General features: G+C 75.3%; 12 protein-coding genes. 4 read left to right on the forward strand and 8 right to left on the reverse strand.

Translation table 11 applies throughout. The features are described from left to right. The first annotated feature begins 123 nt into the window (after nucleotides 1-123). The 3 genes from ACFYVJ_RS09985 to ACFYVJ_RS09995 all read left to right on the forward strand — a co-directional run bounded on the left by ACFYVJ_RS09985 (nucleotide 124) and on the right by ACFYVJ_RS09995 (nucleotide 3,591). Complete coding sequence (locus ACFYVJ_RS09985; RefSeq protein WP_388888392.1) at nucleotides 124-1,065, forward strand: ABC transporter ATP-binding protein; 942 nt, start codon at nucleotides 124-126, stop codon at nucleotides 1,063-1,065. Nucleotides 1,066-1,172: 107 nt separating this feature from the next. Further along, nucleotides 1,173-2,756 carry an ABC transporter permease subunit gene (locus ACFYVJ_RS09990; RefSeq protein WP_388888395.1) on the forward strand — a complete coding sequence of 528 codons (1,584 nt, stop codon included), beginning with the start codon at nucleotides 1,173-1,175 and terminating at the stop codon, nucleotides 2,754-2,756. Next, complete coding sequence (locus ACFYVJ_RS09995; protein ID WP_388888398.1) at nucleotides 2,749-3,591, forward strand: ABC transporter permease subunit; 843 nt, start codon at nucleotides 2,749-2,751, stop codon at nucleotides 3,589-3,591. The genes ACFYVJ_RS09990 and ACFYVJ_RS09995 overlap by 8 nt, the downstream gene beginning before the upstream one ends. Nucleotides 3,592-3,783: 192 nt before the next feature. On the opposite strand, the gene ACFYVJ_RS10000 is transcribed toward ACFYVJ_RS09995, so the two are convergent. From ACFYVJ_RS10000 to ACFYVJ_RS10020, 5 genes are all read right to left on the reverse strand, one after another. Further along, entirely contained in the window at nucleotides 3,784-4,686 is a 903-nt protein-coding gene (locus ACFYVJ_RS10000) for an alpha/beta fold hydrolase (protein ID WP_388888401.1), read from the reverse strand. Between the two features lie 34 nt (nucleotides 4,687-4,720). Next, nucleotides 4,721-6,358 carry a PLP-dependent aminotransferase family protein gene (locus ACFYVJ_RS10005; RefSeq protein ID WP_388888404.1) on the reverse strand — a complete coding sequence of 546 codons (1,638 nt, stop codon included), beginning with the start codon at nucleotides 6,356-6,358 and terminating at the stop codon, nucleotides 4,721-4,723. Between the two features lie 116 nt (nucleotides 6,359-6,474). After that, entirely contained in the window at nucleotides 6,475-7,218 is a 744-nt protein-coding gene (locus ACFYVJ_RS10010; protein WP_388888407.1) for a B3/4 domain-containing protein, read from the reverse strand. 2 nt (nucleotides 7,219-7,220) lie between these two features. Further along, the gene (locus tag ACFYVJ_RS10015; protein WP_388888409.1) at nucleotides 7,221-7,832 is read right to left on the reverse strand and encodes a LysE family translocator; all 612 of its coding nucleotides are present in this window, start codon (nucleotides 7,830-7,832) and stop codon (nucleotides 7,221-7,223) included. 93 nt (nucleotides 7,833-7,925) lie between these two features. Next, nucleotides 7,926-8,840, reverse strand: a complete 915-nt coding sequence (locus ACFYVJ_RS10020) for a LysR family transcriptional regulator (RefSeq protein ID WP_388888411.1) — start codon at nucleotides 8,838-8,840, stop codon at nucleotides 7,926-7,928. A 174-nt stretch (nucleotides 8,841-9,014) separates the two neighbouring features. Between ACFYVJ_RS10020 and ACFYVJ_RS10025 the strand changes: the two genes are divergently transcribed. After that, the gene (locus ACFYVJ_RS10025; protein ID WP_388888600.1) at nucleotides 9,015-9,770 is read left to right on the forward strand and encodes a sulfite exporter TauE/SafE family protein; all 756 of its coding nucleotides are present in this window, start codon (nucleotides 9,015-9,017) and stop codon (nucleotides 9,768-9,770) included. A 57-nt stretch (nucleotides 9,771-9,827) separates the two neighbouring features. Here ACFYVJ_RS10025 and ACFYVJ_RS10030 read toward each other — a convergent pair whose 3' ends face one another. The 3 genes from ACFYVJ_RS10030 to pheA all read right to left on the reverse strand — a co-directional run bounded on the left by ACFYVJ_RS10030 (nucleotide 9,828) and on the right by pheA (nucleotide 13,463). Continuing rightward, complete coding sequence (locus ACFYVJ_RS10030) at nucleotides 9,828-10,637, reverse strand: HAD family hydrolase (protein ID WP_388888414.1); 810 nt, start codon at nucleotides 10,635-10,637, stop codon at nucleotides 9,828-9,830. Nucleotides 10,638-10,719: 82 nt separating this feature from the next. Then, complete coding sequence (gene serS, locus ACFYVJ_RS10035; protein WP_388888417.1) at nucleotides 10,720-12,009, reverse strand: serine--tRNA ligase; 1,290 nt, start codon at nucleotides 12,007-12,009, stop codon at nucleotides 10,720-10,722. A 518-nt stretch (nucleotides 12,010-12,527) separates the two neighbouring features. Next, nucleotides 12,528-13,463: a prephenate dehydratase gene (gene pheA / locus ACFYVJ_RS10040; protein ID WP_388888420.1), complete on the reverse strand. Its 936-nt coding sequence runs from the start codon at nucleotides 13,461-13,463 to the stop codon at nucleotides 12,528-12,530. Between the last annotated feature and the right edge of the window lie 171 nt (nucleotides 13,464-13,634).

Below are 13,634 nucleotides of genomic sequence, written 5' to 3' on the forward strand. Positions count from 1 at the left end.
CGCCCCCTCCGGCGTCCCTCCCGCCCTGGACGATCGCGTCCCCCACACGAGCTACCCCGCCGCCCGCAAGACTCCTCCCCCGCGTGACGACCGGCCCCCCGCCCGGTTCGTAGCCTCCTCACCATGGCAGCGTCAGAAGCAACCATCGAGGTCCGGGAGTTGCGCAAGCGCTTCGGACCCGTCGCCGCCGTGGACGGCCTGTCGTTCACGGTCGTGCCCGGTCAGGTCACCGGGTTCGTCGGCCCCAACGGGGCCGGGAAGTCCACCACCATGCGCATCGTCCTGGGCCTCGACGCCCCGAACGCGGGCAGCGCGCTGGTCGGCGGCCGCCCGTACGCGGCGCTGCGCCGCCCGCTGCAGCACGTCGGCGCCGCGCTGGACGCGGCGGCCGTACACCCCAGCCGGCGCGGGCGCGACCACCTGCTGTGGCTGGCGCACTCGCACGGACTGCCGCCGCGGCGCGTCGACGAGTTGCTGGAGCAGGTGGGTCTGGCGTCGGCGGGGCGGCGGCGGGCCGGCGGCTACTCGCTGGGGATGCGCCAGCGCCTCGGCATCGCCGCCGCGCTCCTCGGCGACCCGCCGGTGCTGCTCTTCGACGAGCCGGTCAACGGCCTTGATCCGGAGGGCATCCGCTGGATACGCGGCTTCCTGCGCAAGCTGGCGGCGGAGGGCCGGGCGGTGCTCGTCTCCAGCCATCTGATGAGCGAACTTCAGGACACCGCCGACCATCTCGTGGTCATCGGCCGCGGCCGGCTCGTCGCGGACATGCCGGTGGCCGAGGTGCTGGCCGCGGCGTCCGGCAGCCGGGTCGCGCTGCGTACGGGGGCGCGGGAGCGGGCGATGACGGTGCTGGCGGCGGCGGGGGCGACGGTGGCGGCGACGGGCCGGGAGTCGCTGACGGTGTCGGGACTGCCGGCGGAGCGGGTGGCGGAGCTGCTGGGCGCGGGGGCGGTGCCGTTCTCGGAACTGGCGGCGCACCGGGCGTCGCTGGAGGAGGCGTACATGGAGCTGACGCGCGGCGAGGCGGAGTTCGCCGCCGGGCCGGAGGGGGAGGGTCCGCAGTGAGTACGGGTACGGGCGCGGGTGTGGGTTCCGGTACGGGGACGGGTGCCGATTCGGGGGTCGGCACGGGTGCCGGGGGCGGCTCGGGGGCGCGGGCGGATGCCGGGGGTGTGGCCCCGTACCGCTCGAAGCTGCCGCCCGCTCGTGCCGGCTTCTGGCAGTTGTTGCGCGCCGAGTTCACGAAACTGCGCAGTGTCGACCGGTGGCTGCTCACGCTGCTTGCGGGTGTGGTCGTGACGGTGCTTGTGTCGCTGGTGTCGGCGGGCGGCAGCGAGACGGCCACGGCCGACGACGGCGGCGGCTCCGGTACGGAAGCGGCGGCGGCCCGGGTCGCGGACTCGTTCCGCTTCGTGCACCGGCCGCTGGCCGGTGACGGCAGCGTGACCGCGCGGGTGACGGACCTGACGCTGGGCGAGGGCACGGACGCGCCCTGGGCGAAGGCCGGTGTGATCGTGAAGGCGGGTACGGAGCCGGGGAGTCCGTATGTGGCCCTGATGCGCACGGCCGGGCACGGGGTGCGGCTGCAGTACGGGTTCGAGCACGACGTCGCCGGCCGTGCCGTGGCCGGGGACGCCCCGGTCTGGCTGCGGCTGGTGCGCGAGGGCGACCGGCTGACCGGCTACGAGTCCGCCGATGGCGAACGCTGGCGCGAGGTCGGCAGCGTGGCCGCCGCCGGGCTGCCGGACACGGCGCGGGCGGGGCTGTTCGTGGCGGCGCCGGAGACGGTGCGGGTGGAGCGGTCGTTCGGGTCGCTGAGCATCGGGGCGGGGCCGAGCGCGGCGACGGGGGTGTTCGACAACGTACGCCTCGAAGGCGGCGGTTCGGCCGGTTCGGCCGGTTCGGACCGTTCGGCAGGCTCGGCCGGCTCGGACGGCGGCGCGGGCGGCGGGGATGCGCGTACGGACTGGCGGGACGAGGCCGTGGGGCCGGCGTCCGGTCCGGCGGCGGCGAACGGCCCGGCCGGCGGCACCGAGCGCGCCGGCGGCACCTTCACCGTCACCGGCTCCGGCGACATCGGCCCGCTCCCGCCCGCCGGGGACCTGACGTGGATGAGCCTGGCGGGGGCGCAGGTCGGGCTGATCGCCTTCGCGGCGCTGGGCGTGCTGTTCATCACCGCCGAGTACAAGCGGGGCATGATCCGTACGACGTTCACCGCCGGGCCGCGCCGCGGGCGGGTGCTGGCGGCGAAGGGCACGGTGCTGGCGGCGGTGGCGTTCGCGGCGGGGCTGGCGAGCGCGGTGGTGTCGTTCCTGGTGGGGCAGCGGGCGTTGCGGGCGGGCGGGCACCGGCCGCCGCAGTTCCCGGAGGTGTCGCTGACCGACGGGCCCGCGCTGCGGGCGGTGGTGGGCACGGGGCTGCTGCTGGCGCTGGTGGCGCTGTTCGCGCTGGGGCTCGGGGCGCTGCTGCGGCACACGGCGGCGGCGGTGACGATCGTGGTGGTGCTGTTCGTGCTGCCGCTGGTGCTGGGCGGGGGACTGCCGCTGGGGGCGGTGGAGTGGCTGTTCCGGGTGACGCCGGTGGCGGGGTTCGGGGTGCAGAGCACGACGCCGCGGTACGCGCAGGTGGAGACGGTGTGCCTGCCGGAGGACGGGTGCATGCCGCAGGGGCCGTGGGCGGGGCTCGCGGTGCTGGCGGTGTGGGCGGCGGTGGCGCTGGCGCTGGCGGCGTGGCGGCTGCGGCGGCGCGATGCGTGACGGCGACCCGGGGCAGCGGGGGCGGTGGCATGTGCCCGGGGCCCGGGTGGCGTTCGGGGGCGTACGGGACGCGGGGTACGCGGCGCGGGCGGAGTGGACCAAGCTGCGTACCGTCTCCAGCACCTGGTGGCTCCTCCTCGCCGTCGCCGCCGTCACCGCGGCGGTCGGGGCGGGCGCGGTCAGCGGGCTGTCGACGGCGCACTGTCCGCCGGCGGGCTGCCGCGAGGACGTCGTCAAGACCAGCCTGGTGGGCGTGTGGGCCGGGCAGGCGGCGGTGGCGGTGCTCGCGTCGCTGGCGTTCACGGCGGAGTACGGCACGGGCACGATCCGTACGACGCTGACCGCCGTCCCCGGCCGGCTGCGGGTACTCGCGGCGAAGTCCGCGGTGGTCGGTGCCGCGGTGCTGGTCGCGGGCGGCGCGGGGGTGCTGGGCGCGCTGCTCGCGGGGCGGGCGCTGGTGCCGGCGGGCTTCACCGCGTACGACCTGGGGGCGGGGCCGGTGCTGCGGGCCGGCTTCGGGACGGCGCTGTACCTGGTGCTGGTCGCGCTGCTGGCACTGGGCCTGGGCGCGGCGCTGCGCGACACGGCGGGTGCGGTCGCGGCGTGCCTGGGGGTGCTGTACGCGTCGCCGCTGGTCGCGGGGATGCTGTCGGATCCGGAGTGGGCCGAGCGGTTCCAGCGCTACGGGCCGGCGTCGGCGGGTCTCGCGGTGCAGTCGACGGTGGACACGGGGGAGTTGCCCATCGGGCCGTGGGCGGGGCTCGGCGTAATGGCGGCGTGGTCGGCGGTGGCGCTGGCACTGGGCGCGGCGGTGCTGCACCGCCGGGACGCATGAGCCGGGTCCACCCCCCGCACGCTGCCAACCCCGCCCGCGTGCCCGGCGCCTACGAGACCCGCCGACCCGGGTCCGAGCACAGGGTCCGGCCGTACGAGCCTGGCGGGCCTGTCGTACGCGCCCGCCGGACTGCCCGCACGAGCCCTTGGGCCCGGCCGATCCGGCCGGCGACGGCTTGTACGAACCAGGCCGTCACCCCCGCACTCCTTCCAGGAACCCCCTCACCGCCTCCCCGAACTCCGCGGGCGCCTCCGACCACGGCAGGTGTCCCGCCCCGGCCAGCACTACCCGCTCCACCCGCGGCAACGCCGCCACCAGCGAATCCACCGCCGTCCGCGGCCGGATGTCCGACTCCCCGTCCACGACCAGCACCGGCACCTCCAACTCCGCACAGGCCCCGCGCAGTCCGGCCGACCCCAGCTCCTTCCCCTCCTCGGCGACCAGCGCCGCGTTCGCCTCGGCGTTCACCCCGAGGAAGGGCGCCGCCATCCGCTCCGCCTCCGCCACCGCCCGCGGACCCGCCGGCGGTACGAAGTCCGCCGACCACTGCAGCACGCACGCCTGGCGCTCCGCCGCCGTACCCCGGCCGCCGCCCCGCGCCGCCCGCGCCCACAACTCCCGCAGCACCGGCCCCTGCGCACTGAGCGCGGCGTCGAAGTTCCCGAGGAACCCGGGGCGCCAGGTCTCCTGCGGGTCGATGCCGGTGCCCGACACGTAGACGAGCCCGCTCACCCGCTCCGGGTGCGCCAGCGCGTACCGCAGGGCGAGGCTCGCGCCCCACGAGTGCCCGAGGAACACGGGCCGCGCCAGCCCGAAGTGCGCTCGCACGGCGTCGAGATCGGCGATCGCACGCGCCATCGTGAACGGCCCGTCCCGGCCCTCCGACCGCCCGCACCCGCGCTGGTCCCACCGGTACGAGGCCGCCGCCCCGGCCAGCAGCTCCGCTACGTCCCCGAGGGTGTCCCACAGCCCCGGCCCGCCGTGGCAGAGCACCACCGGCACCGCGCCGTCCCCCTGCCGCACGGCCCACAGCCGCGCCCCGTCCCCGGCGGCCACGACCCTGCCGCCCGTCCGTTCCGTGCTCTCACCACCCATCTCCGCACGCTATCCCCGCCGTTACTCCCGCCCGCTACTTCCCCCGCAGTGCCCGGCCCAGCAGTCGCACCCCCTCGGTCACGGCGTCGGGGTGGCTCGCCGCGTAGCCGAGGACGAGGCCGGGCGGGCCGGGCCGGAGGCGGTGCCAGGACAGGGGCTGCACCTTGACGCCGCAACTGAGCGCCGCCGCCGCCAACTCCGTATCGGTCACCCCCGCCAACCCCGCATCGGCCATCCCCGTCACCCCCGTCACCCCCGCCGACCCCGCCGACCCCGCATCGGCCGCCGCCTCCCCGCCCGGCCCGCGCCCGCCGTCCAGCCCGCGTCGCCCACCCGTCCCACGCCCCCCGTACGAACCGGAGCCGCCCGCCCCGTCGAACGTCACCGTCAGATGCAGCCCCGCCGCCGCCCCGTGGACCACCGCGCCCGGCAGGTGCTCCGCGATCGCCGCGATCATCGCGTCCCGCCGCCGCCGGTGCCGACCGCGGAGCAGCCGCAGGTGCCGCTCCAGCTCCCCCGACTCCATCAGCCGCGCCAGCACGAGCTGCGGCAGCACCGCGTTGCCCAGGTCGGTGAAGCGCTTGGCGTTCACCAGCGCGTCCCGGTACCCCGGCGGCGGCACCACCCAGCCCACCCGCAGCGCCGGCGCCAGCAGCTTCGAGACGCTGCCCATATAGCAGACGCGCTCCGCGAGCATCGCCCGCAGCGCGGGCACCGGCGGCCGGTCGTAGCGGTGCTCGGCGTCGTAGTCGTCCTCCAGCACGAGCCCGCCGCCGTCCTCCGCCCAGCGCAGCAGCTCGCGGCGCCGCTCGCCGCTGAGCACCGCCCCGGTCGGGAACTGGTGCGCCGGGGTGAGCAGCACCGCACGCGCGCCGCCGGCGCGCAGCGCGTCGACACGTATGCCGTCGGCGTCGACCGGCACCGGGAGGATGTCCAGCCCGCCGTTCTCCAGATGCTGGCGCGTGCCGAGCGAACCGGGGTCCTCCACCGCCACCGCCCCCATTCCGTCGGCGCGCAGCACCGGGTGCAGCAGGGTGAGCGCCTGGGCGGTGCCGGCGACGACGACGATGTCGTCGGGGTCGGCGCGGATGCCGCGGTTCCGGGCGAGCCAGCCGGAGACCGCCCGGCGCAGCGCGGGAGCGCCGTGCGGGTCGCCGTAGCCCAGGTCGGCGGCGGACAGCTCGGCGAGCACGGCCCGCTCCGCGCGCAGCCACGCGGCGCGCGGGAAGGCGGCGAGGTCCGGCAGCCCGGGGGTGAGGTCGATCGACGCCGGGGCGGCACGGAGGATCTCGAACGCCTCGGGCCCGGGCGCCGCGGGAAAGAACACGGCCGGCTGCTCCGGCCCGGCCGCCCGCGGCCCGGGACCCGCGTCCACCGGGGCCGCGACCACCACCGTGCCCCCGCGCCGCCGCCCCTCGACGTGCCCGTCCTCCGTCAGCCGCCGGTACGCCTCCGTGACCACCCCGCGCGACACCCGCAGCTCCGCCGCCAGCACCCGCGTCGGCGGCAGCCGGCCGCCCACCGCCAGCCGGCCGTCCGCGATCGCCTCCCGCAGCCGCCACGCCAGCCAGTCCGCCATCCCGCCCGCCGGTGCGTCCCCGACATCGAGCTGCAGGAAATCCGACCCGTACGCTTTGGACCTCTCGGAGGCCGTCTTCTCCACCCCGTTCATGGAGCCATCGTGGCACGGCCCACTGACAACGACCCTCCGAAGCCCGTTGCCCCAGCCCGGACCGGGTTCCTCCGCCGGCGCCCCGCCGTACGCACCGCGTGGCCCCACCCCGCGCCTCACTCCCCGAACACGAACTCCGGCTCCGCCGCCGTCAGCAGCGCCGCCTTCGGTGCCACGCCCCACAGCCGCTCCAGCTCCCCCTGGACCGCCGCCGTCAGCTCCGCCACATCCGCCGCGGCCGTCTCGTGCATGGCCTCCGCCACCACCAGTACCCGGCGCGTCGCCTCGCCGACCGCCGAATACCCGCTCTGCCGGTTCGTCCAGCGCCGCGCGTGCGCCCGCCCCGCCGAGTCGGCGAACGTCACCTCCCCCGCCGCCGGATGCTCGCTCCCGCCGCCGAACGTCGTGTACGTCTCGTCGCCCCGCGCCCGGCGCACCTCCAGCCACGGCTCCGCGATCCGGTCGACGTCCAGCACCGCGACGGGGATCGCATACGCCACGGAGACCGCGTTGCACAGGTCCACCACCGGGTGAATGCGCGGCAGCGACCCCTCCCGCCGCAGCCGCCGCAGCAGCGACTCCGACGCGCACCGGTACTGCGTCGGCCGCAGCCCCAGCCGCGTGTACGTCCGCCGCCAGGCCCGTACCTCGGGGAACTCCCCCTCCGTGCCCGCCGCCAGCCGCTCCCGCGCGACGTCCGTGTACGCCCCGACGCGCGCCTCCAGCTCCGCGCCCCCGCCCGGCCCGGGACCACCGCCGCCCGGCGCGGCCCCGGGAGCACCCCCGAACTCCCCGTACAGCACCCCCGCCGCCAGCTCCGGAAACTCCGCCCGCAGCTCCTCTGCATGCCCGAACCGCATCGTCACGCCACCGCCAGCTTCGCGCCCAGCCCCACGAACGACACCGCGAACACCCGGCGGATCCCCGCCATCACCCGCGGCCGCCCCAGCACATGCCCCCGTACGGCCGCCGCGCACAGCCCGTACGCCACGAACACCGCAAACGTCAATCCCATGAACACCGCGCTCAGCCGCAGCATCGCCGCCACCGACCCCTCCTGGCCCGCCGGCACGAACTGCGGCAGGAACGCCACGAAGAACATCGTCAGCTTCGGGTTGAGCACGTTGAGCAGCACGCCCGAGACGATCACCCGCCCCACCGGCTGCGGCCCGGCCGCCGCGGCGTCCTCGACGACCAGGGCCTCCTTGTCGCGCAGCGTCGACCACGCCATGTACAGCAGGTACGCGACGCCCAGGTACTTCACCACCTCGAACGCCACCGCGCTGGCATGCAGCAGCGCCGCCAGCCCGGTGACCGTCGCGACGACGTGCGGGACGGTACCGAGCGTGCAGGCGAACGCGGCGACCACGCTCGCCCGCCGGCCGTGGGACAGCCCGGCGGCGAGGGTGTACACCACGCCGGTGCCCGGCGTGACGACCACGACGAGCGTGGTCAGCAGGAAGGCGATGCTCACGGAGGGCCTCCGGCGGTGCGATTCGGCTACGGCGGAACGCCACCCAGCCTCACCCACCGATGGCCTGCCGGGCAGAGCCAAAGAGGACCGAGATCACGAGTCCATAATGACGGCCCCTTCAGCGTCCACCCCCGCCGCCACCATGTCCGCGAACGCCCGCGCCAGCGGCGACAGCGCCGCCCACCGCCGTACCGCCCACCCCGCCCACAGCGGCGGCAGCTCCGGTACGGGCACCAGCCGCACCCCCGGATGCCGCCCGTCCCGCCACCCCGGCAGCTCCGGTACGACGGCGTAGCCGAGCCCCAGCTCCGCCAGCAGGATCGCCGTGTCCCAGTCCGCGACCGACGTGTCGAACGCCGGCAGCCGCACCCCCGACTCCGCGAACCACGCCTCCAGATGCGCCCGCGAACTCGAGTTCCCCGGCAGCCCGATGAGCCGCACCGCCGCCAGGTCCGCCGCCCCCACCGCCGACCGCTCCGCCAGCGGATCCCCTTCCCGTACGGCCAGCACCCACCGCAGCTCCGCCGCGCGCCGCAGCTCCACGCCCCGTACCGGCGCGGCGATCGTGATCCACGCCAGGTCGGCGCCGCCCGCGGCCAGCGCGGCGACGCAGCCGCGGCTGGAGTTCTCCGTCTGGAACTCCAGGCTGACCTGCGGATACCGCTCGCGGAACGCGACGACCGCCGCCGACATGAAGTGCCGTACGGTCGTCGCCCCCGTCGTCACCCGCACCGAGCCGCCGTCCCCGCGCGCCAGGTCGCGCAGCCGCCGCAGCGCGTGGTCCACGCCGCCGATGCCCTCGGCGGCGGCGCCGCGCAGCAGCTCCCCGGCGTGCGTGGGCACCACGCCGCGCGGATGCCGCTCCATGAGGCTCAGGCCGACCTCCCGCTCCAGCCGCTTGACGTGCTGGCTGACGGCCGACTGCGTACAGCCCAGCTCCCGCGCCACCGCGCTCAGGCTCCCCGCCCGGCACACGGCGACGAACACCCGCAGGTCGTCCAGAGTCATGCGCGTCAAGCTAACCCTTGGGGACGTGCAAGAACACCCGAGGATTGACTTGGAGGTGCCGCCGCGCCCACGATGACCACGATCTTCGCTGTACGCACCATGCAGAACGGGGACCGCCCCGCACCCGCCGGGACCGCCCCGCCGGAACCGGCCCAACGGAACGAGGACGCCGCCGTGGAACCGCTCGAAGCCGCCGCGCTCGCCGGCGCCGGACTCGTCGCCGGCGGCATGAACGCGGTCGTCGGCTCCGGCACCCTGATCACCTTCCCCACGCTCCTCGCCCTCGGCTACCCGCCGGTCCTCGCGAACGTCTCCAACACCGTCGGCCTCGTCCCCGGCGTCGCCGGCGCCGTCTACGGCTACCGCCGCGAGCTGCGCGGCCAGCGCCGCCGCATACTGCGCTTCGGCACCGCCTCCCTCGTCGGGGGCCTAGCCGGCGCGCTGCTGCTCCTGCAACTGCCCGCGGAAGCGTTCCAGGCCGTGGTCCCCGTGCTGATCCTGACGGCCTGCGCGCTGGTCCTCCTCCAGCCGATCCTCGCCCGCCGCCTCGCCGAGCGCAGCGAGGACGACGACAAGGACGGCGGCACCCCGATGTGGATCGGCGTCCTCGGTACGGGCGTCTACGGCGGCTACTTCGGGGCCGCCCAGGGCGTCATCCTCATGGGCCTGTTCGGCACCTTCGTCCGCGACGACCTGCAGCGCCTCAACGCCGTCAAGAACGTCCTCGCCGCACTCGTCAACGCGGTCGCGTCGATCGTCTTCATCATCGTCACCGACGTGGACTGGACGGCGGCCGGCATCATCGCCATCGGCTCCACGGCCGGCGGCTTCCTCGGCGCCCACCTGGGCCGCAAGCTCACCCCGACCCTGATGCGCACGATCATCGTCACCGTCGGGACCACGGCGGCGCTCATCATGATCATCCGCTGACCGCCGCGCCGCGGCCGACGGGAGGCCCTCAGGGGCGCGGCCCCCGCGGGTGCGCGCCTAGCCGAACAGCCGGTCCAGCACCGTCGCGATGCCGTCCTCGTCGTTCGACCCCGTCACCTCGTCCGCCACCGCGAGCAGCTCCGGGTGCGCCCCCGCCATCGCGACCCCGTGGCCGGCCCAGCGGAACATCGGTATGTCGTTGGGCATGTCCCCGAAGGCGATCGTCTCCGCGCCCTTGACCCCCAGGCGGCGGGCCGCGAGCGACAGGCCCGTGGCCTTGTTCAGCCCGAGGGGCAGCACCTCGACGGTGTCGGCGCCGGCCAGGACGACCTCGACGAGGCCGCCGACCGTGTCGCGGGCCGCGGCCGTCAGCGCGTCGTCGTCCAGCTCCGGGTGCTGGATGTAGAGCTTGCCGATCGGCTGGGCCCACAGCTCGGCGCGCTCCGCCACCCGGCGGACCGGCAGGTCCTCCCGGGCCACCGCGCGGAAGCCGGGGCCGAAGAGCACCTCGCCCGCGAGCCCGTCCGCGCTGGCGGCCACCGCGACCTTGCCCACCTCGGCCTCCAGCTTCGCCACCGCATCGGCGGCGAGGCGCCGGTCGAGGGTCACGGAGGTCAGCAGCCGGTGCGCGCCCGCGTCGTACACCTGCGCGCCCTGGCCGCAGACCGCCAGGCCCTCGTAGCCCAGCTCGTCCAGTATGTGCCGGGTCCAGGCCACGGCCCTGCCGGTGACGACGATGTGCGCCGCGCCCCGCGCGCACGCCGCGTCGATCGCCGCGCGCGTGCGCGGCGAGACCGTCTCGTCGCTGCGCAGCAGCGTGCCGTCGAGGTCGGTCGCGATGAGCCGGTACGGAAGCGCGCCGCTCATGCCGCCCGGCCCCCGCCGCACGCCCGTGCCGTACGCGCCCCGCCGCCCGGTGCCTGTGTCCTGCGCACCCCGCCCCCGCCGCTCATTTCGCGACCGGCTCCAGCAGCTCGCGCCCGCCCAGGTACGGCCGCAGCACCTCCGGCACCGCCACCGAGCCGTCCGGCTGCTGGTGGGTCTCCAGGATCGCCACGATCGTGCGCGGCACCGCGCACAGCGTCCCGTTCAGCGTCGCCAGCGGGCGGGCCGCCTTCTTCTGGCCCTGGCCGTCGCGCATCCGTACCGACAGCCGCCGCGCCTGGAACTCCCCGCAGTTCGACGTCGACGTCAGCTCCCGGTACTTGCCCTGCGTCGGGATCCACGCCTCGCAGTCGTACTTCCGCGCCGCCGACGCGCCCAGGTCGCCCGAGGCCACGTCGATCACCCGGTACGCCAGGCCGAGCGCCGACAGCCACTGCTTCTCCCAGTCCAGCAGCCGCGCGTGCTCCGCCTCCGCGTCCTCCGGGGCCACGTACGAGAACATCTCGACCTTGTCGAACTGGTGCACCCGGATGATGCCGCGGGTGTCCTTGCCGTGCGAGCCCGCCTCGCGGCGGAAGCAGGGCGAGAACCCCGCGTAGCGCAGGGGCAGCCGGTCGGCCTCGATGATCTCGTCCATGTGGTACGCCGCGAGCGTGACCTCCGAGGTGCCGACGAGGTAGAAGTCGTCGCGCTCCAGGTAGTACACGTCCTCGGCGGCCTGGCCGAGGAAGCCCGTGCCCTCCATGGCGCGCGGCTTGACCAGCGCGGGCGTGAGCATCGGGGTGAAGCCGGCGGCGGTGGCCTGGGCGATGGCCGCATTGACCAGCGCCAGCTCCAGCAGGGCGCCGACGCCCGTCAGGTAGTAGAACCGCGAGCCGGAGACCTTCGCGGCGCGCTCGGTGTCGATGGCGCCGAGGATGCGACCCAGCTCCAGGTGGTCGCGCGGCTCGAAGCCCTCGGCGGCGAAGTCGCGCGGGGTGCCGACGGTCTCCAGCAGCGTGAAGTCGTCCTCGCCGCCCACGGGCACCTCGGGATGCACCACGTTCGCCAGGCGCAGCAGCAGGGCCTGCGTCTCGGCGGCGGCCTCGTCCTGCGCGGCGTCGGCGGCCTTGACGGCGGCGGACAGCTCGCCGGTGCGCCGCAGCAGCTCCTGCTTCTCCTCGCCCTGCGCGCGCGGGATCAGCTTGCCGAGCTGCTTCTGCTCGGCCCGCAGCTCGTCGAAGCGCGAGCTGGACGACCTGCGCCGCTCGTCGGCGGAGAGCAGCGCGTCGACGAGGCCGACGTCCTCTCCACGGGCGCGCTGCGACGCACGCACTCGGTCGGGGTCCTCACGGAGCAGGCGAAGGTCAATCACGCGAGCCAGGTTACCGGGGTACGCGGACCGGCTCGACGCCGATTTCCACCCCTGTGGATTTCTCGGCGCTTTGCTGTGAATAGCCGGTTTCGCGGAGCACGCTTCCCGCCGTGTGGAGAAAAGGTGCGGGATGGTGCAATCAGGACATAAAGTCGACGTACGTCCGCGGTGCGCACGGCAGTTGGGGAATCCTTTTCCACAGGTGGCCGCGGATCCCCAAAGTTATCCACAGGCGGGGGAGGCGGCCTGTGGAAGTCGGGGAAGATCGTTCCGCCGGCCCGGTGCTGGCGCAGGAATTCCCCGATACGCCCCCGGCTACACACCCTTTGGAGCGGAATTGCCTACCGCCTTAGAGTGGATCAAGGGAATTGCCGTGACGAGTAACCATCTGAGCAGTTGGACGCCGGAAATCAGTCACTAGACAGATTTGTCGACATTGCCCGTTCGGGCTGCGGAGTTATACACAGCCGACGCGGACAGCCTGTGGATAACTCTGCGAACTGTGCACAGACCCCAGGTCAGGCCCGGCCGTCCAGACACCGCGTCAGCCAGTCCGACGCCTCCACGAAGGCCGTGTCCGACGTCCCCGCCCGCAGCGGCTGCACGTCCGCCGGTGCCAGCCCCGCGCGGGGGTACGAACCGAGGAACCGCACCCGCGGGCAGACCCGCTTCAGCCCCATCATCGCCTCGCCCACCCGGCGGTCGGTGATGTGCCCCTCGCAGTCGACCGAGAAGCAGTACCGCCCGATGCCCTCGCCCGTCGGCCGCGACTCGATGCGCAGCAGGTTGACGCCGCGCACCGCGTACTCCTGGAGCAGCTCCATCAGCGCGCCCGGGTGGTCGTCGCCGAGCCAGATCACGACCGAGGTCTTGTCCGCGCCCGTCGGCGCCGCCGGCCGCGCCGGGCGGCCGACGAGGACGAACCGGGTCTCCGCGTTCTCCGCGTCGTGGATGTCGGAGACCAGCGGCTCCAGCCCGTACACCGACGCCGCGAACTCGCCCGCGAACGCCCCGTCCACCCGGCCCTCCTGCACCTGGCGCGCGCCGTCCGCGTTCGACGCCGACGACTCCCACACCGCGTCCGGCAGATGCCCCGCCAGCCAGCGCCGCACCTGCGGCTGCGCCACCGGGTGCCCGGTGACGGTCTTGATGTCCGCCAGCTTCGTCCCCGGCCGCACCAGCAGCGCGAACGCGATCGGCAGCAGCACCTCGCGGTAGATCATCAGCGGCTCGCCGAGCGCCAGCTCGTCGAGCGTGGCGGTCACGCCGCCCTCCACGGAGTTCTCGATCGGCACCAGCGCGCCCGCGGCACCCCCGCTGCGCACCGAGTCCAGCACCGCCGGCACCGAGACCATCGGCACCAGCTCGCGCGTCGCCGCCTCCGGGAGGGTGCGCAGCGCGGCCTCGGTGAAGGTGCCCTCGGGGCCGAGATAGGTGAAGCGGCTGGCGGACATGGGGGCGGCTCCTCGTGGGCGGTCGGCGAGACGGCCACGATACCCACGGCCACGGTGCGGGGGGTGCCGGTCCGGGGAACGGACGATCATGGACCGGCCCCGGTACGGGAGCCCGGCGCCCGTCCCGACGAAGGGGGGCGGGCCCCGCTCCGTACGGGCGGGGCGGCCCTG

The sequence above is a fragment of the Streptomyces sp. NPDC004134 genome (assembly GCF_042874195.1).
Lineage (GTDB): Bacteria > Actinomycetota > Actinomycetes > Streptomycetales > Streptomycetaceae > Streptomyces.

What these genes read in the sequence shown, in the direction of transcription:
- ACFYVJ_RS09985 (WP_388888392.1), top strand. Translation starts at nt 124, where the DNA reads ATGGCAGCGTCAGAAGCAACCATCGAGGTCCGGGAGTTGCGCAAGCGC.
- ACFYVJ_RS09995 (WP_388888398.1), top strand. Translation starts at nt 2,749, where the DNA reads ATGCGTGACGGCGACCCGGGGCAGCGGGGGCGGTGGCATGTGCCCGGG.
- ACFYVJ_RS10000 (WP_388888401.1), bottom strand. Translation starts at nt 4,686, where the DNA reads ATGGGTGGTGAGAGCACGGAACGGACGGGCGGCAGGGTCGTGGCCGCC.
- ACFYVJ_RS10005 (WP_388888404.1), bottom strand. Translation starts at nt 6,358, where the DNA reads ATGAACGGGGTGGAGAAGACGGCCTCCGAGAGGTCCAAAGCGTACGGG.
- ACFYVJ_RS10010 (WP_388888407.1), bottom strand. Translation starts at nt 7,218, where the DNA reads ATGCGGTTCGGGCATGCAGAGGAGCTGCGGGCGGAGTTTCCGGAGCTG.
- ACFYVJ_RS10020 (WP_388888411.1), bottom strand. Translation starts at nt 8,840, where the DNA reads ATGACTCTGGACGACCTGCGGGTGTTCGTCGCCGTGTGCCGGGCGGGG.
- ACFYVJ_RS10030 (WP_388888414.1), bottom strand. Translation starts at nt 10,637, where the DNA reads ATGAGCGGCGCGCTTCCGTACCGGCTCATCGCGACCGACCTCGACGGC.
- pheA (WP_388888420.1), bottom strand. Translation starts at nt 13,463, where the DNA reads ATGTCCGCCAGCCGCTTCACCTATCTCGGCCCCGAGGGCACCTTCACC.